Consider the following 20,843-nt stretch of genomic DNA (forward strand, 5'->3'; position numbering starts at 1 on the left):
TCAACGCCCACAAGACCGGCACCGTCAAGGGCCTCGCCGCCGAGGTCGGCGCCTCCCTCACCTCCGGCGCCGTCATCTGCGAGATCAAGGACTGAACCCCTCCGTCCGACGTGCGTACAAGGGCTCCTGGCGTATCGCCAGGAGCCCTTGTGTGTTGTCCGCGGCAGCGGCGCTACGCCGCCGCGTCCCGGCTGTGCAGCGTCTCGTAGACGTCCCCGGCGTGGTAGTACGTCCGGCCGGAACGGCTGCGGCGGCGCCACTTCTGCGTGCTGGCGCGGCGGTAGACGCTGCCCGGCGGCATGTCCCACAGGCGGGAGATGTCCGCCGCGGTCATCCAGCGCACCTCCGGCTCCCGGCCGGTGGCCTCGTCGATCGGTACGGGCGCCGCCGGCGTCGCCCCGGTCGCGGCGAGGCGGCGGCTCAGCTGCAGCCACTCGTGCCCCACCCAGTGGTGCGCCGCGTCGGCGTCGCAGGCGATCGTGGCGGGCAGCTGCGGATGCCGGGGCCGTACGAGTGCGGTGAGCGCGCCGGAGCAGCCGGGCTCGACGCAGTCGCCCACCGCTATGCGATGGGTCGTCATGGGGTCGATCACGTCGTGCGCCCCGCGCACCAGCTGGGAGATCTCGGCGCAGAACTCGCCCGCCGCGTCGTGCGCCGCGAGCCAGCCGCTGTGCCGGGTCAGGAACTGCACCAGAAGGCCGACGGCCCGCCGCGGACCGGCCAGGCCCCGCTCCTCCAGGACCAGGCCGGCCCAGGCGCTGAGCACCGCGAGGATCGAGGTCCGCGCCTCTGCCGCCCGGAGGTTGAAGGGCATGCCGGGCAGCGGGCCGCCGGAGGTCTTCTCCACGGCCCGCTCGCCGCCGCTGCCGTCGAGGTGGCGTGCGCACTCCTCGTACAGCTCCGGCAGCCGGTTCAGGTCCCGCAGCAGGCGCTCATGACAGTCCAGGCACAGGCGGCCGGCCGGTGCTGCCGGGCGCCTGGCCCGGCCGGCGGCCTCGCGCCGGACACAGCCGGTTCCCACACAGAAAGTCGTCACCACGGACATCTGGAATCCCCCTGAGTCTCGGCGACCTCCGGTCGGAGGCGCCCACGGACCTGAGAACGGTATTTTCGCGGTTATCCCCGCCGCAAGACCCGGGGAATGTCATCTGTAGTACGTGACGGAATCCGATGAATTCCAGGAAGGTGTTTTCGTTTCCCTGACATGAATTCACGTCCCGCTACGGAACCGCTCATTCCTGACATGGCCTGACCGGAATCTGACATGAGAATCATTGACCGCCAGGCGGCGAGCGAAGAAGCTATAGGGCAGATTCCCTTGCCGTGCGCCCGTATTCTCCTCGCCCAGGGATGAGATGAGATCACCCAACGCCGGCGCGCTCCAGTCCCTGTCCGTGCGCAACTTCCGGCTGTTCGCGGCGGGACAACTCGTCTCCGTCGCCGGTACCTGGATGATGGCCGTCGCCCAGGACTGGCTCGTGCTCTCCTTGACCGGCGACTCCGCGGCAGCCCTGGGCGTCGTGACCGCCCTGCAGTTCGCGCCCGTGCTGCTGCTCACCCTCTACGCGGGCGGCCTGGCCGACCGGCACGACAAGCGGCGGCTGCTCATGGCCGCCAACCTCGCCTCGGGCGTCCTGTCCCTCGCGCTCGCCGTCCTCGTGCTGACCGGCACGGCCGGTCTGTGGCACGTCTGCCTGTTCGCCCTGGGGCTCGGCATCGTCAACGCGGTCGAGGTGCCGACCCGGATGTCCTTCGTCAGCGAACTCGTCGGCGGCGACCTGCTGCCCAACGCGTCCGCGCTCAGCGCCGCGTACTTCAACATCGCCCGCGTGGCCGGCCCCGCGTTCGCCGGCCTGCTGATCGGCTGGCTCGGCACCGCGGCCGTGATGCTGCTCAACGCGGTCAGCTACCTGGCGACCGTCGCCGCCCTGCGCGCGATGCGTCCCACGGAACTGCACCGCTCGGCACAACGCCCCGCGCGGGCCCCCGTCATGGAGGGCGTACGGCACCTGGTGGCCCACCGCGACCTGCTGCTCGCCATGGTCCTGGTGGCCGTCACCGGCATGCTGGGCTTCAACTTCCAGCTCACCCTGCCGCTGCTCGCCAAGACCGTGTTCCATGCGCAGGCCGCCGGGTTCGGACTGCTCACCACCGCCTTCGCGGTGGGATCGCTGTTCGCGGCGTTCGTCACCACGCGCCGCCGCGGGCGGCCTGCGGCCACACTCGTCTTCGGCGCGGCCCTCGCGGCCGGGGCCCTGGAGTGCGCGTCCGGGCTCGCCCCCACCTACCTGTGGGCGGCCGTGCTGCTGCTGTGCACCGGCTTCGGCTGCCTCTACTTCGCCCAGGCCGCCAACCACCACATACAGCTGGGCACCGACCCCGCCTACCGGGGCCGGGTCCTGGCCCTCTACACGCTCGTGTTCCAGGGGACCACCCCCTTGGGCGCCCTGCTCGTCGGGGCACTCAGCGAACGGTTCGGCGCCCGCTCCGGGCTCCTGGCGGGCGGCGCCGCCACACTCCTCGCCGCCGTCGCCGTGCTCGTCGCCCGAGCGCGCACCGAGCGCCCCGGTTCCCGCACGTCCGACAAGATCCGCACCCCACCCGGAGGAACCCACGATGACCATTCAGCAGACGACCCCCACCCCGGTCCGGGCCGGCTCGGCGGAGGAGCGCAGGGACATCGTCCAGGCGGCCCGCACGGTCTTCGCCCGTGAGGGCTGGACCCACACCACCGTCCTGGACATCGCCATGGAGTGCGGCCGCGACGAGGCCACGGTCACGCACTACTTCAAGGACAAGGAGCGCCTGCTGCTCACCGTCCTGCTGGAGGGCGCCGCCGCCGTGGCCGCCTCGCTGACCGTCATCGCCGAGGAGCACCTCGCCGAGGTCACCGATCTGGAGAAGGACCTCGTCGAGCTGGGCCGCGCCTGGCTGACGCCGCTGGCCGCGTTCCCGGAGCACTTCGCGATCGTGCGGCACCTGGGCGCCGAGATCGACTCCTGGCCCGCCGGGGTGGTCGAGATGTGGCGGACCGCAGGCCCCCGGCAGGCCAACCGCGAGCTCGCCCGCCGCCTGGCCCGCCTCGCCGAGCGCGGACTGCTCCGCTTCGACGACCCCGAGCACGCCGCCGAGCGCTTCGTCCAACTGGCCGCCGGCGGCGTCGTCCAGGGCACCTTCCACGGCGCCCTGCCGCTGGCCGACTTCGAACGCGACGCGATCGTCAGCTCCGGCGTCGCGGACTTCGTCCGGCTGTACCGGCCCGGGGCCGACCGCTGATCCAACCGACCCGCGACCCATGGAGGTGGGGAACACCATGGCCACACCAGGCACACCGCAGGACTCGATCCAGGCCCGCGTCGACGAACTGGCCGCGATCAAGGAGGCGGCACGGCAGGGCCCGGACCCGGCGGCCACCGAACGCCAGCACGGCAAGGGCAAGCTGACCGCCCAGGAGCGGATCGACCTGCTCCTCGACAAGGGCTCGTTCAACGAGGTGGAGCCGCTGCGCCGGCACCGGGCCAGCGGCTTCGGGCTCGAGACCAGGAAACCGTACAGCGACGGCGTGGTGACCGGCTGGGGCACCGTCCACGGGCGCACCGTCTTCGTCTACGCGCACGACTTCCGGATCTTCGGCGGCGCGCTCGGCGAGGCCCATGCCCAGAAGATCCACAAGATCATGGACCTGGCCGAGGCGGCGGGCGCCCCCCTGGTCTCGCTCAACGACGGGGCCGGTGCCCGTATCCAGGAGGGTGTCACCGCGCTCGCCGGCTACGGCGGCATCTTCCAGCGCAACACCCGCTCCTCCGGCGTGATCCCGCAGATCTCCGTGATGCTCGGCCCGTGCGCGGGCGGCGCCGCCTACTCGCCCGCGCTCACGGACTTCGTGTTCATGGTCCGGGAGACCTCGCAGATGTTCATCACCGGGCCCGACGTCGTCAAGGCGGTCACCGGCGAGGAGGTCTCGCAGAACGGCCTGGGCGGCGCCGACGTCCACTCCACTCTCTCGGGCGTCTCGCACTTCGCGTACGACACCGAGGAGGAGTGCATCGAGGACGTGCGCTACCTGCTCTCGCTGCTGCCGGCCAACAACCGCGAACTGTCGCCCGTGGAGCGCTCCGGCGACCCCGTCGACCGGGTCAACGACGCGCTGCTCGACCTGGTCCCGGCCGGCGCCGGGCAGTCGTACGACATCCGCAGGGTGATCGAGGAGGTCGTCGACGACGGCGACTTCTTCGAGGTGCACCCGGCCTGGGCGACGAACATCGTCTGCGCCTTCGCGCGGCTCGACGGGCACGTCGTCGGGATGGTCGCCAACCAGCCGGCCGCCATGGCCGGAGTGCTCGACATCGACGCGTCCGAGAAGGGCGCTCGCTTCGTGCAGTTCTGCGACGCGTTCAACATCCCGCTGATCACCCTGGTCGACGTGCCCGGCTTCCTGCCCGGCGTGGACCAGGAGCACAACGGCGTCATCCGGCGCGGCGCCAAGCTCCTGTACGCGTACTGCAACGCCACGGTGCCGCGTATCTCGCTGGTGCTGCGCAAGGCCTACGGCGGCGCGTACATCGTCATGGACTCCCGTTCCATCGGCGCCGACCTGGCACTGGCCTGGCCGACCAACGAGATCGCGGTGATGGGCGCCGAGGGTGCGGCGGGCGTCATCTTCCGGCGGGAGATCAACGCGGCCGAGGACCCGGAGGCCGTGCGCAGGGAGCGCATCGAGGAGTACCGGAACGAGCTGATGCACCCCTACTACGCGGCCGAGCGCGGCCTGATCGACGACGTCATCGACCCGCGCGAGACCCGCACGGTGCTGATCCGTTCGCTCGCCATGCTGCGTGCCAAGCACGCGGACCTGCCCTCGCGCAAACACGGCAACGCCCCGCAGTGACCTGTAGTTTCTGTACGTGGATCTGTAGTAATTCCCCTTGAAAACCGGAGAGTCACCGAAGAAGATATATGCAAGAGTCCGGCGCTTTGTCACCGCACCCGGTGGACCGAAAGCGCGCTCTTTCTTCCGATCACCTCGATCACTCCGCAACTCCGTCCGGTTCCGGCCCTCTTGCTGTCGAACCGTCGACGAGACGTGAAACTCCAGTCCGCCGTACGGCTTTCCACTTGGAGAACAATCGCATGCACAGCAACCTGATCGTGGCACGGCTGGATCCCGGAACGAGCGGCAACGTGGCCGATCTGTTCCGTGCGTTCGATGCCACCGAGATGCCGCACCGGATGGGTACGCGCCGCCGCCAGCTCTTCCACTACCGCGGCCTCTACTTCCACCTCCAGGACTTCGACACCGACAACGGTGGCCGGCAGATCGAGGAGGCGAAGACCGACCCGCGCTTCGTGCAGATCAGCGAAGACCTGAAGCCGTTCATCGAGGCGTACGACCCGGCGACCTGGCGCTCGCCCGCCGACGCCATGGCGACCCGCTTCTACCACTGGGAGGGCACGCGGTGAGCGGCCGACGCGTAGTCATCACGGGCCTGGAGGTCCTGGCGCCCGGAGGCGTCGGCCGCGACGCCTTCTGGTCACTGCTGAGCGAGGGCCGCACGGCGACCCGCGGCATCACGTTCTTCGACCCGTCGCCGTTCCGCTCCCGGGTCGCCGCCGAGATCGACTTCGACGCGGAGGCCCACGGGCTGAGCCCGCAGGAGATCCGGCGGATGGACCGGGCCGGCCAGTTCGCCGTGGTCGCCGCCCGCGGTGCCGTGGCCGACAGCGGCCTCGACCTCGCGGACCACGCCCCGCACCGGGTCGGCGTCACCGTCGGCACGGCCGTCGGCGCGACCATGGGCCTGGACCAGGAGTACCGGGTCGTCAGCGACGACGGCCGGCTGAACCTGGTCGACCACACGTACGCGGTCCCGCACCTGCACAACCACCTGGTGCCCAGCTCGTTCGCCGCCGAGGTGGCCTGGGCGGTCGGCGCCGAGGGCGCGAACGCCGTGGTGTCCACCGGCTGCACGTCCGGCATCGACTCCATCGGCTACGCCGTCGAGCTGATCCGCGAGGGCTCCCTCGACGTCGTGGTCGCGGGCGCCACCGACGCCCCGATCTCGCCGATCACGATGGCGTGCTTCGACGCGATCCGGGCCACCACGCCGCGCCACGACGAGCCGGAGCGTGCCTCGCGCCCGTTCGACGGCACCCGCAACGGCTTCGTCCTCGGCGAGGGCACCGCCTTCTTCGTCCTGGAGGAACTGGAGAGCGCGCGCCGGCGCGGGGCCCGCATCTACGCCGAGATCGCCGGCTACGCGACCCGCAGCAACGCGTACCACATGACCGGTCTGCGCCCCGACGGCGCGGAGATGGCCGAGGCCATCCGCGTCGCGCTCGCCGAGGCGCGGATGAACGGCGAGGAGATCGACTACATCAACGCGCACGGCTCCGGCACCAAGCAGAACGACCGCCACGAGACCGCCGCGTTCAAGAAGAGCCTCGGCGACCACGCCTACGCCACGCCGGTCAGCTCCATCAAGTCCATGGTCGGCCACTCCCTGGGTGCCATCGGTGCCATCGAGATCGCCGCCTCGACGCTGGCGATGACCCACAACGTGGTGCCGCCGACCGCGAACCTCCACACCCCCGACCCCGAATGCGATCTCGACTATGTGCCCGTCACCGCGCGGGAGCACCGGACGGACGCCGTGCTGACCGTCGGCAGCGGCTTCGGCGGCTTCCAGAGCGCGATGGTCCTCGCCCAGCCGGAAAGGACCGCCGCATGACCGCCTCGGTAGTGGTGACCGGCCTCGGCGTGGTCGCACCCAACGGGCTCGGAGCCGACGAGTACTGGCAGGCCGCCCGCGTCGGCAAGAGCGGCATCGGGCGCATCACCCGCTTCGACCCCACCCAGTACCCGGCCCAGCTCGCCGGTGAGATCCAGGGGTTCGAAGCCTCCGAGCACCTGCCCAGCAAGCTGCTGCCGCAGACCGACCGCATGACGCGCCTCGCGCTCGTCGCCGCGGACTGGGCCCTCGCGGACGCCGGGGTGAACCCCGCGGAGCTGCCCGCCTTCGACATGGGCGTGGTCACCTCCAGTGCCTCCGGCGGTTTCGAGTTCGGCCAGCGCGAGCTGGAGCGGCTGTGGAGCCAGGGCAGCGAGTACGTCAGCGCGTACCAGTCGTTCGCCTGGTTCTACGCCGTCAACAGCGGTCAGATCTCCATCCGCCACGGTATGAAGGGCCCCAGCGGGGTCGTGGTCAGCGAGCAGGCCGGCGGTCTGGACTCCGTCGCGCAGGCCCGCCGCCAGGTCCGCAAGGGCACCCCGCTGGTCGTCACCGGCTCCGTGGACGCCTCCCTGTGCCCGTGGGGCTGGGTGGCGCAGCTGACCAGCGGCCGGGTCACCACCCGGACCGACCCCGCCAGCGCCTACGTACCCTTCGACGACCGGGCCTCGGGACACGTCCCGGGCGAGGGCGGCGCGATCCTCATCATGGAGAACGAGGTCGCCGCCCGGGAGCGCGGTGCCAAGGTGTACGGAGAGATCGCCGGCTACGGCGCGACCTTCGACCCGAAGCCGGGCAGCGGCCGCCCGCCGGCGCTGCGCCAGGCCATCGAGACCGCCCTGGCCGACGCCGGGGTGAGCGCCCGCGACGTGGACGTGGTCTTCGCCGACGGCGCGGCCGTGCCCGAGCTCGACCGTATCGAGGCCGATGCGCTGGGCGCGGTCTTCGGCCGCGAGCAGGTGCCCGTCACCGTCCCCAAGACCACGACCGGCGCCCTGTACTCCGCCGCCGGGGCGCTCGACCTGGCGACGGTCTTCCTCGCCATGGAAGAGGGCCTGATCCCGCCCACCATGAACACCCGGCCGGCCGACGCCTACGGCCTGGATCTGGTGGTCGGCCACCCGCGGACGCACGAGGTGCGCACCGCGCTGGTGCTCGGCCGGGGCCTGGGCGGCTTCAACTCCGCGCTGGTCGTGCGCTCCGCCGACTGACACCCCTACCGCCACCACACCCGCCGGCGCAGCCGGCAGCACAGGAGAGGAACCACCATGGCCGAGCAGGCTTTCACCTTCGACGACCTGCGCCGCATCCTGATCGAGGCGGCGGGCGCGGACGACTCCTACAACCTCGACGGGGACATCCTCGACACCGACTTCGAGCAGCTGGGCTACGAGTCGCTGGCCCTCCTGGAGACCGGCGGGCGCATAGAGCGCGAGTACGGCATCTCCCTCGACGAGGACATCCTCAGCATCGCCAACACTCCGCGCCTGCTGATCGACGCCGTCAACAGCGGCCTCGCCGCGCTGGTCTGACCCGTCGTCGCGCCCCGCGGCCCCCACACCCCGTCTCCCGCCGGGCGGTGCCTCGCGCACCGCCCGGCGGGCCCGTTTCCCCTCCCACTGGAGACGCCACACATGTCAGATCAGCAGCAGCGAACCGCCCTGGTCACCGGAGCCACCAGCGGCATCGGCCTCGCCGCCGCCCGGCTCCTGGCCGAACAGGGCCACCGGGTGTTCATCGGCGCACGCAGCGCCGACGACGTCGCCGCGACCGTGAAGGAGCTCCAGGCCGAGGGCCTGGCGGTGGACGGCACGACCCTCGACGTGCGCGACGCGGACAGCGTGCGCGCCTTCGTGCGGGCCGCCGTCGACACCTTCGGCACCGTCGACGTCCTGGTCAACAACGCGGGCCGCAGCGGCGGCGGCGTCACCGCCGACATCACCGACGAACTGTGGCACGACGTCATCGACACCAACCTCAACAGCGTCTTCCGGCTGACCCGCGAGGTGCTCAACACCGGCGGCATGCGCCACAAGAACCGCGGCCGGATCATCAACATCGCGTCCACCGCGGGCAAGCAGGGCGTCGTCCTCGGTGCCCCGTACTCGGCGTCCAAGCACGGCGTCGTCGGCTTCACCAAGGCGCTCGGCAACGAGCTCGCCCCGACCGGCATCACCGTCAACGCGGTCTGCCCGGGATACGTGGAGACGCCGATGGCGCAGCGGGTGCGCCAGGGCTACGCGGCCGCGTACGACACCACCGAGGACGCCATCCTCGAGAAGTTCCAGGCCAAGATCCCGCTCGGCCGCTACTCCACGCCCGAGGAGGTCGCCGGTCTGGTCGGCTACCTCGCCTCCGACACGGCGGCGTCCATCACCGCGCAGGCGCTCAACGTCTGCGGCGGACTCGGCAACTTCTAGGACCCCAAGGAGAGTTGACCATGACCATCCGTGAGGTCGAGCACCAGATCACCGCGGCCGCACCGGCCGGGACGGTCTTCCGGCTGATCGCCGACGTGGAGAACTGGCCGCGGATCTTCCCGCCGACCATTCACGTCGAGCACGCCGAGCGCGGCGAGCGCGAGGAGCGCATCCAGATCTGGGCCACCGCCAACGGCGAGCCCAAGAACTGGACGTCGCGCCGCACCCTGGACCCGGAGAACCTGCGCATCACCTTCCGCCAGGAGGTGTCCACCCCGCCGGTCGCGTCCATGGGCGGCACCTGGATCATCGAGCCCCTCTCCGCGACCGAGTCGCGGATCCGGCTGCTGCACGACTACCGGGCCGTCGACGACGACCCCGAGAGCCTGCAGTGGATCGACGAGGCCGTCGACCGCAACTCGCGCTCCGAGCTGGCGGCGCTGCGCACCAACGTCGAGCGCGTCCACGCCGAGACCGAGGCCGACCTGACGTTCTCCTTCGAGGACTCCGTCGAGATCGCCGGCTCGGCCAAGGACGTCTACGACTTCATCAACGAGGCGAACCTGTGGTCCGAGCGGCTGCCGCACGTGGCCACCGTCCGCCTCGACGAGGACGCTCCCGGCCTGCAGACGCTGGAGATGGACACCCGCGCCAAGGACGGCTCCGTGCACACCACGAAGTCGTACCGGGTGACCTTTCCGCACCACAGGATCGCCTACAAGCAGGTGACCCTGCCGGCGCTGATGACGCTGCACACCGGCTACTGGACGTTCGCCGAGACCGACACCGGTGTCAGGGCGTCCTCGCAGCACACGGTGACGATCAACACCGAGAACATCGCCCGCATCCTCGGCACGGACGCCACCGTCGCCGACGCCCGCGCGTACGTGCACACCGCGCTCAGCACCAACAGCCTGGCCACGCTGCGCCACGCCAAGGCCTATGCCGAGGCTCGGCGCTGAACTCGGCGGCCCACTGCGTGAGTTCGGACGACCGCCGCTGATCCCGGTGCTGCGCGAGCCGCCGCGGCTGTCACTGTGGCTGCTGCGTCCGCCGTCGGCGGACAGCCCGGCGGCGGCCCGGCTCGCGGTGCGCGAGCTGGACGCCGCGGAGCTGCGGCGGGCGGAGCTGTTCATGCGGCCCACGGACCGGGTGCAGTACCTGTCGGCGCACATCGCGCTGCGCCGGGTCCTCGCGGAAGCCACCGGATACCCGCCCGAGCGGCTGCGCCTGGGCCGGGAGCCCGCGCCGGCGCGGCCGTACGGCACGACCCGGCCCGTGCTGCACGACCCTCCGCTGCCCGTCCACTTCTCGCTCTCGCACAGCCACGGCCTCGTGCTGATCGGCACGGCGGCCACGGTCGTCGGCGTGGACGTGCAGCGCACGCCGACGAGCGAGACGGTGCGGGTGTGCGGGCCCGCTCTCCACCAGGCGGAATGGCAGGAGCTGAGGGACTTTCCCGAAGCCCGCAGGGCCGATGTCTTCGCGCAGTTGTGGACCCGTAAGGAGGCGTATCTCAAGGGACTTGGCACGGGGCTCGCCCGCAGCCCCGCACGTGACTACCTGGGACTCGCACCCCGGACCGGCGCCCCGCCCGGTCCGGCCGGCTGGATCGTGCGCAACGTGCCGGCCGGCCCGCACCACGCTGCCGCGGCCGCGCTGTTCGCATCCGCGGAGCCGATCGTCACGCTGCGTTCGCTGCCCGTGGCGTCCCTGTACGACGGCGGGGCGGGCCCGCCGCTGTCCGCGGCTCCGCTACTGGCTTTGAGGAGGAAAGGTTCATGGACGCTTCGGTGGTCGTTGTTGGAGCGGGACCCGCCGGGCTGATGCTCGCCGGGGAACTGCGCCTGGCGGGGATCGACGTCACGGTGCTCGAACGGCACCCCGAGCGCACCGGCGAGTCCCGGGGCATCGGGCTGACCATCGGCACGATGGAGGTCTTCGACCAGCGCGCACTGCTGCGCCGCCTCGGTGACCACGAGACCAGCGGCATGGGCCACTTCGGTGGCATCCCGCTGGACATGGGCGTCCTCGGCGCCTTCCACGAGGCCGCCAAGACGGTGCCGCAGTCGGTGACCGAACAGGCCCTGGAGGCCTGGGCGGGCGAGCTCGGCGCCGACATCCGCCGCGGGCACGAGTTCGTCTCGTACGCGGACCGCGGCGAATCCGTCACGGTCACCGTGCGCGGCCCCGAGGGCGAGCGGACGCTGAGCGCCCGCTATCTCGTCGGCTGCGACGGCGGACGCAGCGCGGTCCGCAAGGCGGCCGGGTTCGACTTCCCGGGCACGGCCGCCACCACCGAGATGCTCCTGGCCGACCTGCGCGGGGTCGACCTGGAGCCGCGGATGACCGGCGAGCACATCGACGGCGGTTTCGTGATGGTCGCCAAGCTCGCCGGCGGCATCCACCGGATCATCGTCGGCGAGCACGGCGTGCCCCCGCGCAAGCGCACCGGACCGCCGCGGTTCACCGAGGTCGCCGATGTGTGGAAGCGGCTCACGGGCATCGACATCACGCACGCCGAGCCGGTCTGGGTCAGCGCTTTCGGCGATGCCTCCCGGCAGGTCACGCAGTACCGGCGCGGCCGCGTCCTGCTGGCCGGCGACTCCGCCCACGTGCATCTGCCGGCCGGCGGGCAGGGCATGAACACCAGCGTCCAGGACGCCCACAACCTCGGCTGGAAGCTGGCGGCGGTACTGCGCGGCGACGCCCCCGAGGAACTGCTCGACACGTACCACACCGAGCGCCACGAGGTGGGCCGCGGCCTGCTCGCCAACACCCGGGCGCAGAGCCTGCTGATCCTCGGCGGCCAGGAGTCCGCACCGCTGCGCGACGTCCTCGCCGAGCTTGTGCGACTGCCCGGTGTGACACGGCACCTGGCGGCCAAGGTCAGCGGCCTCGACATCCGCTACGACGTCGGCGGCGGGCCCAGCCCGCTGCTCGGCCGGCGCCTTCCGCACCTGCCGGTGACCACGGGGGAGCGGCGCACCAGCAGCACGGAACTCCTGCGCACGGGCCGAGGTGTCCTGCTCGACCTCGACGACAACGCCGTGCTGCGCCGCCGCGCGCAGCCCTGGCGCGACCGCGTCGACACCGTCACCGCGACTGCGGACCCGGTCCCCGCCGGCAGCCCGCTCGCGGGCACCGGTGCCGTACTGCTGCGCCCCGACGGCTACGTCGCCTGGGCCGCGCCCGGCAGCCACCGCGACCTGGGCTCCTCGCTGGCCCGCTGGTTCGGACCGGCGCTCGGACAGCGCCGATGACCCGCACCGACGTGCTCGTCGTCGGCGCAGGGCCGGTCGGCCTGTTCCTCGCGGCCGAGTTGCGGGCGGGCGGCGCGGACGTCGTCGTCCTGGAGCGGCTGACCCGGCCCACCGGCGAGTCACGGGCCTCGATCCTGCACGCGCGAACCATGGAGATCTTCGCCGACCGCGGTCTCCTGCCCCGGCTCGGCGAGCTGCCGCCGGTCGGCCCCGGCCACTTCGGCGGCCTGCGCCTCGACCTCGCCGAGGCCGACCCGGACCATCCGTACGCCGGCCAGTGGGAGTGCCTCCAGCACCACCTGGAGACCGAACTACAGGCATACGCACTCGAGTCGGGTGCCGAGATCCGGCGCGGTCACACGGTGACCGGCCTCGGGCACAGCGGCGACGGCGTCCACGTCGAGGTGCGCGGGCCCGCCGCCGGCGGCGCGCCGGGCGCCACGTACACCATCGAGGCCGGCTACCTGGCCGGCTGCGACGGCGAGCACAGCACGGTGCGCGAGCTCGGCGGCTTCGCGTCCGCCGGACACGACGCCGACAAGGTGATGCTGCGCGCCGACGTCGCCGGCATCGAGATCGGCAACCGGCGGCTGGAGCGCTTCCCCGGCGGCATCGCCACCGCCTACCGCAGGCCCGACGGCACCACCCGGCTGATGGTCCACCGCTTCGGCGAGCAGCCGGCCGGCGAGGTGACCTTCGAGCAGGTCGCCGCCGCCTGGGCCGCGGTGACCGGTGAGGACATCCGGCACGGCGAGGCCCGCTGGCTCAACCGCTTCGGCACCGTCTCCCGGCAGGTCACCGAGTACCGGCGCGGCCGGCTGCTGCTCGCCGGCGACGCCGCGCACCGCCAGATGCCGGTGGGCGGGCAGGCCGTCAATCTCGGGCTGCAGGACGCGGCGAACCTCGGCTGGAAGCTGGCCCGGGTCGCCACCGGTGCGGCGGCGCCCGCGCTGCTCGACACGTACCACGCCGAACGGCACCCGGCCGGGGCACGCACGCTGGCCAACATCGACGCGCAGGCCCGGCTGCTGTTCGGCACCGAGGACGTGCTCGCGCTGCGCGACGTCTTCGGCGAACTGCTCGACCAGGCACCCGTCCGCCGCCACCTCGCCCGCACGATCAGCGGCCTCGACGTGACCGAACAGCCGCGCCCGGAACGGCATGCCGCACCTTCGCGGCTCCCGCACACCCACCAACCCGGAAGGCCAACCGTGGACAGGCTCACCGACAAGACGGCCCTCGTGACCGGTTCGAGTCGCGGCATCGGCAGGGCGACCGCCATCCGGCTCGCCCGCGAAGGTGCGCTCGTCGCCGTGCACTACACCGCCAACGAGCGGGCGGCGAACGACACCGTCGAACTCATCGAGAAGGAGGGCGGCAGCGCCTTCGCCGTGCGCGCCGAACTCGGCGTCCCCGGCGACGTGCACGAACTCTTCCTCGGCCTGGAGCGCGGCCTGAAGGAGCGTACCGGCGACACCCGCCTCGACATCCTGGTCAACAACGCGGCCGTCACGTCGACGGGTTCGGCGCCCGAGGACCTCACCCCCGACGAGTTCGACCGCTACTTCGCCGTCAACGCGAAGGCGCCGTACTTCCTCGTGCAGCGGGCCATCGGGCAGATGCCGAGCGGCGGTCGCATCGTCAACCTCACCACCGGCGTCACCCGCACCTCCGTGCCCGACCAGGTCGCGTACGCCATGACCAAGGGCGCGATCGAGCAGCTCACCTTCCAGCTGGCCCGCATCCTCGCGCCGCGCGGCATCACCATCAACAGCGTGGCCCCGGGCATCACCGACAACGGCGGCGCCATCTTCGACAACCCGCAGGCCGTCGAGGCGATGGCGAAGTTCTCGGCCTTCAACCGGGTCGGCGAGGCCGGCGACGTCGCCGACGTCATCACCTTCCTGGCCACCGACGAGGCCCGCTGGATCACCGGCGCCTTCATCGACGCCACCGGCGGCACCCTGCTCGGCTGAGCCGCGGCCGTCCCCACCCACCCCAGCGAGAACCACCCATGTGAGAGGCCCTACATGTCCGCCCACACTGCGCGCGTCGCTGTCGTCACCGGAGGCAACAAGGGGATCGGCCGCGAGATCGTCCGGCAGCTCGCCGAGCGCGGCCACACCGTCCATCTGGGGGCCCGCGACGAACGGCGCGGCCGCCGGACCGCCGACGAGCTGTCCGCCGACGGCCTCGACGTGCGGTTCCTGCACCTCGACGTCACGGACGAGACCTCCGTCAAGGCCGCCGCCGAGCACCTGGCCGAGGAGGCGGGCGCCCTGCACGTCCTGGTCAACAACGCCGGTATCGGCGGCCCCATGCAGCCCCCCAGCCAGACCCCCGCCGAGCAGGTGCGCACGGTCTACGAGACCAACGTCCTCGGCGTCGTCACGGTGACCAACGCCCTGCTGCCACTGCTGCGCAAGGCCCCCTCGGCCCGCATCGTCAACGTCAGCAGCGCCATCGGCTCGCTGAAGTCGGCCGCCGAGAACCTCGACCAGACGGGGGAGCACCCGCCCGGCGAGTTCCCGTCGACGCTGCTGGCGTACGCGTCGTCCAAGACCGCCCTGAACGCGGTCACCCTGGCGTACGCCAACGAGCTGCGCGGCACCGGCATCCTGGTCAACGCGGCCTCCCCGGGCTTCGTGGCCACCGACATCAACGGCCACCACGGCCGGCTCACCACCGAGCAGGGCGCGCGTATCCCGGTCCTGCTCGCGACCCTCCCCGACGACGGCCCCACCGCCACCTTCCTCGGGGAGAACGGCACGGCGGAGGGGCAGGTGCTGCACTGGTGACCGCGCCCGCCGCCACCGCCGCGCCCGCCACGCAGGGGCAGGAGGCATGGAGCGCACGCCAGTGGTCCCGGCTCCTCGTGCTCTCCGGCAACATGCTGCTCGACGCGATCGAGGTGTCCGTCCTCCTCATCGCCCTGCCCACGCTCGCGGCCCGGTTCGGCCTCACCGCGTGGAGTGCCCAGTGGCTGATGAGCGGCTTCGCGCTCGGCTTCGCCGCGCTGCTGCTGTTCGGCCCCGTGCTGTGCGCCCGTGTCGGACGGCGCCGGGCCTATCTGGGCGCGATGCTGCTGTTCGCCCTGGCATCCCTGACGGGCGGCCTCGCCGGCGGTCCCGTGCTCCTGGTCGCCGTCCGCGTCGTCAAGGGGTGCTGCGCGGCCTTGACCGCGCCGACCGGCCTGGCCATCATCAACGACCTGTTCCCGCAGGGCCCGCAGCGACGACGGGCCCTGTCGGTGTACTCGCTGTTCGGTGCGGCCGGCTTCACCGCCGGGCTGCTGCTGGCCGGCGGCCTGGTGGCGGCCAGTTGGCGCTGGGTGTTCGTCTTCCCCGGGCCCGTGGCCCTGGTGCTGCTCGTCGCGGGGGCGTACGTGCTGCCGCGCGAGCAGGGCGGCGGCCCGGCGCGGCTGCCGAGCCCGGCGCTCCTGAAGCGGGGCCCGCTGCTGCGCTCCGCGCTGGGCGCCGCCTGCCTCAACGGCACCTACCAGGCGCTGCTGGTCCTGATGGTCTTCCGGATGGCGGACGGGTACGGCTGGTCGCCCTGGCGCTCGGCGCTCGCGCTGCTGCCCGCCTGCGTGCCGCTGGCGCTGAGCGTGCCGTTCGCCGGCCGGCTCATCGCCCGCCACGGCAGCCGCCGTCTCATCACGCTCGGCGCGCTCTTCCCGTTCCTCGGCCAGGTCCTGTACCTGGCCCGTCCCGACAGCGGCTACGTCCTCGGCATGCTGCCGGTCCTGCTGCTCGTCGAGACCGGGTTCTGCCTGGCGTTCGTCGCCCTGAACACCCAGGCGACGGCCGGCCTCGCCCCGGCGGACCGGGGCGCGGCCGTGTCGTTGTACCAGGCGTTCGTACAGCTCGGCGCCGCGCTGCTGCTGCCGCTCGTCGCCCTGCTGCTGACCCGCGCCGCGGGCCCGCGGCCCGCGGCGGCGCTCGTCACCGCGGTGGGCGCGCTCGGTCTGGCGGCCGCGCTCGCGCGCCGCCCGGCCCGTACCACCACCGCCTGACTCGCCGCTCCCTCGGCTCCCAGCTGTTCCATCACCTCAAGGAGGCTCACTGCCATGGCAGTCGACACGCCCGACAACTCCGTCAACCCCGGCCCGATCATGGGCCTGATCCTCGGCTCCTGGCAGTCGCGGATGCTGCTCGCGGCCGTCGAGTACGACCTGTTCACCGAAGTGTCCAAGGGCCCGGTCACCACCGCCGAACTCGCCGAGCGACTCGGCCTCGTCGAGCGCGGCGCGAACGACCTGCTCGCCGGTCTCGTCCACCTCGGCCTGCTGGAGTCGGCCGACGGCGCGTTCACCAACGCCCCGGTCAGCGACGCGTTCCTGGTCAAGGGCCGCCCCGCCTACCTCGGCGGTTACCTGCACTTCTGCGAGCAGGAGCTGAACCCGGCGTGGCAGGGTCTGGCCGAGTCGCTGCGCACCGGCAAGCCGCAGAACCAGGCCGCGGTCGCGGGCAACCCGTACGACACCCTGTACGCGGACGCCGACGCCACCGACGGCTTCCTCGACAGCATGGACCTGTTGAGCGCGCCGATCGCGCAGGCCCTGAGCCGCATCGACTGGAGCGGGTACACCTCCTTCGTCGACATCGGCGGCGCCCGCGGCAACTTCGCGCACGAGGTCGTCCAGCACAACCCCCACCTGAAGGGCGCGGTCTTCGACCTGCCGCCGCTGCGGTCCGCCTTCGACCGGCACATGGCCCGGCTCGGCGACACCGAACTCGCCTTCCACGGCGGCGACTTCTTCAAGGACGACCTGCCCAGGGCCGATGTCCTCGTCTTCGGCCACGTCCTGCACAACTGGGGGGTCGAGGACCGCATCGAGCTGCTCAAGCGGGCCTACGACGCGTTGGAGCCGGGCGGGGCCGTGTTCGTCTACGACCCGATGGCGGGCGGCGAGCAGCCGTCGATGCACGGCGCCCTGGCCGGTCTGACCATGCTCGTCTGGTCCCGCGGCGGCCACGAGTACTCCGCCGACGAACTGCACGGCTGGCTGCGCGAGGCCGGCTTCACGCCCGAGACCGCCGAGGTCGACGGGCTGCACGAGGACGTCCTGGTCATCGGCCGCAAGGACGCCTGAACCCCCGGCCCGAGAAGACAGAGGAAACCTGAGGAGTCGACGATGCCGACCACGTCGCACGTCCGGCCGGAGATCGGCCGCCCGGACATTGCCACCGTGCTGGTGGAGGAGGTCACCGGCGGTGACCCCGAGCGCCTGCGGGAGGCCGGTGCCGCGGTCCTCGCGCACTGGGAGTCCGCCGAGTGGCCCGCGGGCCTCGCGTCCGTGTCCCTGTTCCACGGCACCGACGGCACATCGCTGCTGACGTACGCCCAGTTCACGGCGGACGCCGGGGACGCGGACGGGCCGCGCGGGGCGTTCGAGGCGCTGCGCCCGGACTGGCGCGCACTCGGCTACGAGCCGGGCGAGCCCGCGGCGTTCCGGCTGTACCGCAGGGTGCAGCCCACCGTGCTGCCCGACCCGCTCCCGCCGGTCGGCTGCTACCCGGCCGCCTTCTTCGCCATGCGGGACGGCGAGCGGGCGCGGGCCTGGGTCGACGGCCTGCTCGGCACCGAGGAGAAGACCGTCGGCGAGGACCGGGCCTACCCCGGCGCGATCGCCGCCAACTTCCATGTCAGTGCGGACGACGACGGGATCTTCCTGCTGTCAGAGTGGGCTTCGGAGGCGGAGGCGCTCGTCCACATCAAGGCGGAGATCGAACCGCTTCTGGAGTACATGGGGCAGGCGGAGGCCGGAGCCGGCCGCCGCTACGAGTTCCACGCCACCCGTACGAACTGACCCGCACACCCCTACATCCCTGACCCCTACACCCGAACAAGAACTGAAGGGCACCCCCTTGGCAATCCCGACCACACGGACGGCACTATCCTCGCGCGCCGTCGTCTTCGGCTTCGGTGCACACAGCGTCATCGACGACATGCCGGTGCTGCTGGAGATGACCCAACTGGCCGACCGGGAAGGACTGGACCTCTTCTCCCTGTCGGACCACCCGTATATCGGGCAGCGTCTGGACGCGTACGCCACCCTCGGCTTCGTCGTCGGTCGCACCCAGAACCTCGCGGGGTTCGCCAACGTCAGCAATCTGCCGACGCGACCCCCGGCCATGCTGGCGCGGACGGTGACGACCCTGTCCGCGCTCTCCGACGGCCGGGTCGTGCTCGGCATGGGTGCCGGGGGGCTGTGGGAGCGGATCGCCGACATGGGCGTCGAACCGCTCACCCCCGCCCAGGCGGTCGAGGCCTTCGAGGAGGCCATCGTCCTCGTCAGGAAGCTGTCCGGTGGTGGCCCGCCGGTCACCTTCAAGGGCCGCCACTACCAGGTCGAGCAGATCGAACCGGCTCCGATCGCGGCGCCCCCGGTGTGGACCGGATCGGTCGGCCCCAAGTCCCTTGCCGCCACCGGCAGGGTCGCCGACGGCTGGATCCCGGGCCACGCGGCGGACTGGCTGAGCGCGCGCTACGGTGCCTCCCGCCCGCTCGTCGACGAGGCGGCGCGGTCCGTGGGCCGTGACCCGCGCGAGGTCCGCACCATCTTCAACTTCCCCGGCCAGATCACCGAACGGCCGCTGGCCAGGACACGCGACGGCGACGGCCGGTGGATCGGCGGCAGCGTCGAGCAGTGGATCGAGGAGCTGACCGCGGCGGTCGTGGAGCACGGCGCGTCGGGCTTCATGCTCTTCTCGCCCCGCGGCGGAACCCCGGACCTGCCGTCCCTCGGCCGCTGGGCCGGCGATATCGCCCCGGCGGTGCGCGAGGCCGTCGCCCGGCACGCCGGCTAGGCGCTCCGCTGGATGTGCCGCGATATGCCGTGTGTCGACTGCGGCGCTGTCGTGGCTGGTCGCGCCCACGCGGCGGTAGCCGCATATCGGATACAGCCCCGCGCCCCTTCAGGGCGCTGACACCACCCAACGATCTTTGTCCCCCCTTTCGAAGGGCTTTCCATGACCAGCAGGTTCGAGAACAAGACGGCGCTCGTCACCGGCGCCAGCCGGGGCATCGGGCGCGCCATCGCCCTGCGGCTCGCGCAGGACGGTGCCGTCGTCGCGGTGAACTACTCCGGCAACGAGGTCGCGGCGAAGGAAACCGTGTCGCTCATCGAGCAGGCCGGCGGCCGCGCCTTCACCGTGCAGGCCAGCCTCGGCCGGCCGGGCGCCGTCGAGCAGCTCCTCGACGGCACCAGGGCGGGCCTGGTCGAGCTCACCGGCTCGGACCGGCTCGACATCCTGATCAACAACGCCGCCGCCACCGGCTTCGAGGGCGCCGGACCCGCCGCGGTCACCGAGGAGATCCTCGACAACTGCTACAACATCAACGCCAAGGCGCCGTTCCTGCTCATCCAGAAGGCCCTTGAGCTGATCCCCGACGGCGGCCACATCGTCAACGTGTCGTCCGGGGTCACCCACTCCGCGTTCCCGATCCAGATCGCGTACGCGATGAGCAAGGGCGCCCTGGAGCAGATCACCCTGCACATGGCGCCGGTACTGGCGGCGCGGGACATCACCATCAACACGGTCGCCCCGGGCGTCACCAACAACGGTGACCCGGTGTTCGAGGACCCCGAGGCGGTCAAGCAGATGTCCGCCCTGTCGGCATTCGACCGGGTCGGCGAGGTGGACGAGGTCGCGGACATCGTCGCGTTCGTCGCCTCGGACGAGGCCCGTTGGATGACCGGTTCGTTCGTGGACGCCACCGGCGGCACCCTTCTCGGCTGAGGAGCCCCCATCATGCAGAACGAGATCCAGTCGGCGGTGGGCTTCGCCCACGCCAAGCCGGAGAAGGCGGCGGAGCTCGGCGCGCTGCTCGTCGACTTCGCCGAACGCTCCCGCACCGAGCCCGGCTGCCTGGGCAGTTGGATCAACCAGGACGCGCAGGACCCGAACCTCTTCGTGTTCTACGAGATCTGGGCGACCCGCAAGGACCTGGCCCGCCACCTCGGGCAGTCGTACATGAAGGAGTTCCTGGACGGCCGGGACGCCTACCTCCAGAAGGAACTGGAGGTACGGCCGCTGACGCTCGCCGGAACGCCGGGCCAGGACGGGGCCGCGACCCCGGCGGAGATGAACCAGAAGTACCTGGACGCCTACGCCGCCCGGGACATCGACGCGATCATGGCGGTCTACGCGCCGGGCGCCGCGGCCGTCTGGGAGCCCGGCAAGGCCGTCAGCGGCGACGAACACCGCGCCGCCGTGGTCGAGTTCCTCAAGCTGGACCCGCAGCTGTCGGCCGAGGTCGTCGAGAGCTACGTCGTCGGCGACACCGCCGCGCTCGTCGTCGACTGGAGCATCGAGGTGCCCTCGAAGCCCGAGATGACCGGCACCGGACGCGGCCTCGACGTCCTGAAGAAGAACGCCCGGGGCGAGTGGCGTTACGTGATGACCAACCCGTTCGGGAGCGTGTGA

The 20,843-nt window shown here is 71.9% G+C and carries 20 protein-coding genes; 19 read left to right on the plus strand and 1 reads right to left on the minus strand.

The window, feature by feature from the left end:
* Positions 1 to 172 precede the first annotated feature (172 nt).
* Positions 173 to 1,045, minus strand: a complete 873-nt coding sequence (locus ACWGKQ_RS46750) for a hypothetical protein (protein WP_453298199.1) — start codon at positions 1,043 to 1,045, stop codon at positions 173 to 175.
* Between the two features lie 310 nt (positions 1,046 to 1,355).
* On the opposite strand from ACWGKQ_RS46750, the gene ACWGKQ_RS46755 reads away from it, so the two are divergent.
* The 19 genes from ACWGKQ_RS46755 (at position 1,356) to ACWGKQ_RS46845 (ending at position 20,843) form a co-directional block, all read left to right on the plus strand.
* Complete coding sequence (locus tag ACWGKQ_RS46755) at positions 1,356 to 2,714, plus strand: MFS transporter (RefSeq protein ID WP_453298200.1); 1,359 nt, start codon at positions 1,356 to 1,358, stop codon at positions 2,712 to 2,714.
* The gene (locus tag ACWGKQ_RS46760) at positions 2,617 to 3,276 is read left to right on the plus strand and encodes a TetR/AcrR family transcriptional regulator (protein WP_453298201.1); all 660 of its coding nucleotides are present in this window, start codon (positions 2,617 to 2,619) and stop codon (positions 3,274 to 3,276) included. The genes ACWGKQ_RS46755 and ACWGKQ_RS46760 overlap by 98 nt, the downstream gene beginning before the upstream one ends.
* Positions 3,277 to 3,313: 37 nt before the next feature.
* Positions 3,314 to 4,888: an acyl-CoA carboxylase subunit beta gene (locus ACWGKQ_RS46765; RefSeq protein ID WP_453298202.1), complete on the plus strand. Its 1,575-nt coding sequence runs from the start codon at positions 3,314 to 3,316 to the stop codon at positions 4,886 to 4,888.
* Positions 4,889 to 5,130: 242 nt separating this feature from the next.
* Positions 5,131 to 5,460 carry a TcmI family type II polyketide cyclase gene (locus ACWGKQ_RS46770; protein WP_351719711.1) on the plus strand — a complete coding sequence of 110 codons (330 nt, stop codon included), beginning with the start codon at positions 5,131 to 5,133 and terminating at the stop codon, positions 5,458 to 5,460.
* On the plus strand, positions 5,457 to 6,728 hold the full coding sequence (locus tag ACWGKQ_RS46775) for a beta-ketoacyl-[acyl-carrier-protein] synthase family protein (RefSeq protein WP_453298203.1): 1,272 nt from the start codon (positions 5,457 to 5,459) through the stop codon (positions 6,726 to 6,728). The genes ACWGKQ_RS46770 and ACWGKQ_RS46775 overlap by 4 nt, the downstream gene beginning before the upstream one ends.
* Positions 6,725 to 7,939: a ketosynthase chain-length factor gene (locus ACWGKQ_RS46780; RefSeq protein ID WP_453298204.1), complete on the plus strand. Its 1,215-nt coding sequence runs from the start codon at positions 6,725 to 6,727 to the stop codon at positions 7,937 to 7,939. The genes ACWGKQ_RS46775 and ACWGKQ_RS46780 overlap by 4 nt, the downstream gene beginning before the upstream one ends.
* A 57-nt stretch (positions 7,940 to 7,996) precedes the next feature.
* On the plus strand, positions 7,997 to 8,260 hold the full coding sequence (locus ACWGKQ_RS46785; protein WP_453298205.1) for an acyl carrier protein: 264 nt from the start codon (positions 7,997 to 7,999) through the stop codon (positions 8,258 to 8,260).
* Positions 8,261 to 8,362: 102 nt separating this feature from the next.
* Positions 8,363 to 9,148, plus strand: a complete 786-nt coding sequence (fabG, locus tag ACWGKQ_RS46790; RefSeq protein WP_453298206.1) for a 3-oxoacyl-ACP reductase FabG — start codon at positions 8,363 to 8,365, stop codon at positions 9,146 to 9,148.
* Between the two features lie 20 nt (positions 9,149 to 9,168).
* On the plus strand, positions 9,169 to 10,110 hold the full coding sequence (locus ACWGKQ_RS46795; RefSeq protein WP_453298207.1) for an aromatase/cyclase: 942 nt from the start codon (positions 9,169 to 9,171) through the stop codon (positions 10,108 to 10,110).
* Complete coding sequence (locus tag ACWGKQ_RS46800; RefSeq protein ID WP_453298208.1) at positions 10,091 to 10,975, plus strand: 4'-phosphopantetheinyl transferase family protein; 885 nt, start codon at positions 10,091 to 10,093, stop codon at positions 10,973 to 10,975. The genes ACWGKQ_RS46795 and ACWGKQ_RS46800 overlap by 20 nt, the downstream gene beginning before the upstream one ends.
* The gene (locus ACWGKQ_RS46805; protein WP_453298209.1) at positions 10,930 to 12,411 is read left to right on the plus strand and encodes an FAD-dependent monooxygenase; all 1,482 of its coding nucleotides are present in this window, start codon (positions 10,930 to 10,932) and stop codon (positions 12,409 to 12,411) included. The genes ACWGKQ_RS46800 and ACWGKQ_RS46805 overlap by 46 nt, the downstream gene beginning before the upstream one ends.
* Positions 12,408 to 14,387, plus strand: a complete 1,980-nt coding sequence (locus ACWGKQ_RS46810) for an SDR family oxidoreductase (RefSeq protein ID WP_453298210.1) — start codon at positions 12,408 to 12,410, stop codon at positions 14,385 to 14,387. The genes ACWGKQ_RS46805 and ACWGKQ_RS46810 overlap by 4 nt, the downstream gene beginning before the upstream one ends.
* 54 nt (positions 14,388 to 14,441) lie before the next feature.
* Positions 14,442 to 15,209, plus strand: coding sequence for an SDR family oxidoreductase (locus ACWGKQ_RS46815; protein WP_453298211.1), 768 nt, complete (start codon positions 14,442 to 14,444; stop codon positions 15,207 to 15,209).
* Positions 15,206 to 16,426 (plus strand): MFS transporter, encoded by a 1,221-nt coding sequence (locus ACWGKQ_RS46820; protein ID WP_453298212.1) that lies wholly within the window; start codon positions 15,206 to 15,208, stop codon positions 16,424 to 16,426. The genes ACWGKQ_RS46815 and ACWGKQ_RS46820 overlap by 4 nt, the downstream gene beginning before the upstream one ends.
* 54 nt (positions 16,427 to 16,480) lie before the next feature.
* Positions 16,481 to 17,506: a methyltransferase gene (locus tag ACWGKQ_RS46825; RefSeq protein ID WP_453298213.1), complete on the plus strand. Its 1,026-nt coding sequence runs from the start codon at positions 16,481 to 16,483 to the stop codon at positions 17,504 to 17,506.
* Between the two features lie 42 nt (positions 17,507 to 17,548).
* Entirely contained in the window at positions 17,549 to 18,223 is a 675-nt protein-coding gene (locus ACWGKQ_RS46830; RefSeq protein WP_453298214.1) for a hypothetical protein, read from the plus strand.
* A 58-nt stretch (positions 18,224 to 18,281) separates the two neighbouring features.
* Positions 18,282 to 19,223: an LLM class flavin-dependent oxidoreductase gene (locus ACWGKQ_RS46835; protein ID WP_453298215.1), complete on the plus strand. Its 942-nt coding sequence runs from the start codon at positions 18,282 to 18,284 to the stop codon at positions 19,221 to 19,223.
* Positions 19,224 to 19,385: 162 nt separating this feature from the next.
* On the plus strand, positions 19,386 to 20,156 hold the full coding sequence (locus ACWGKQ_RS46840; protein WP_351719678.1) for an SDR family NAD(P)-dependent oxidoreductase: 771 nt from the start codon (positions 19,386 to 19,388) through the stop codon (positions 20,154 to 20,156).
* 12 nt (positions 20,157 to 20,168) lie between these two features.
* Entirely contained in the window at positions 20,169 to 20,843 is a 675-nt protein-coding gene (locus tag ACWGKQ_RS46845) for an antibiotic biosynthesis monooxygenase (RefSeq protein WP_453298216.1), read from the plus strand.

The organism is Streptomyces sp. NPDC054770, from assembly GCF_053611985.1.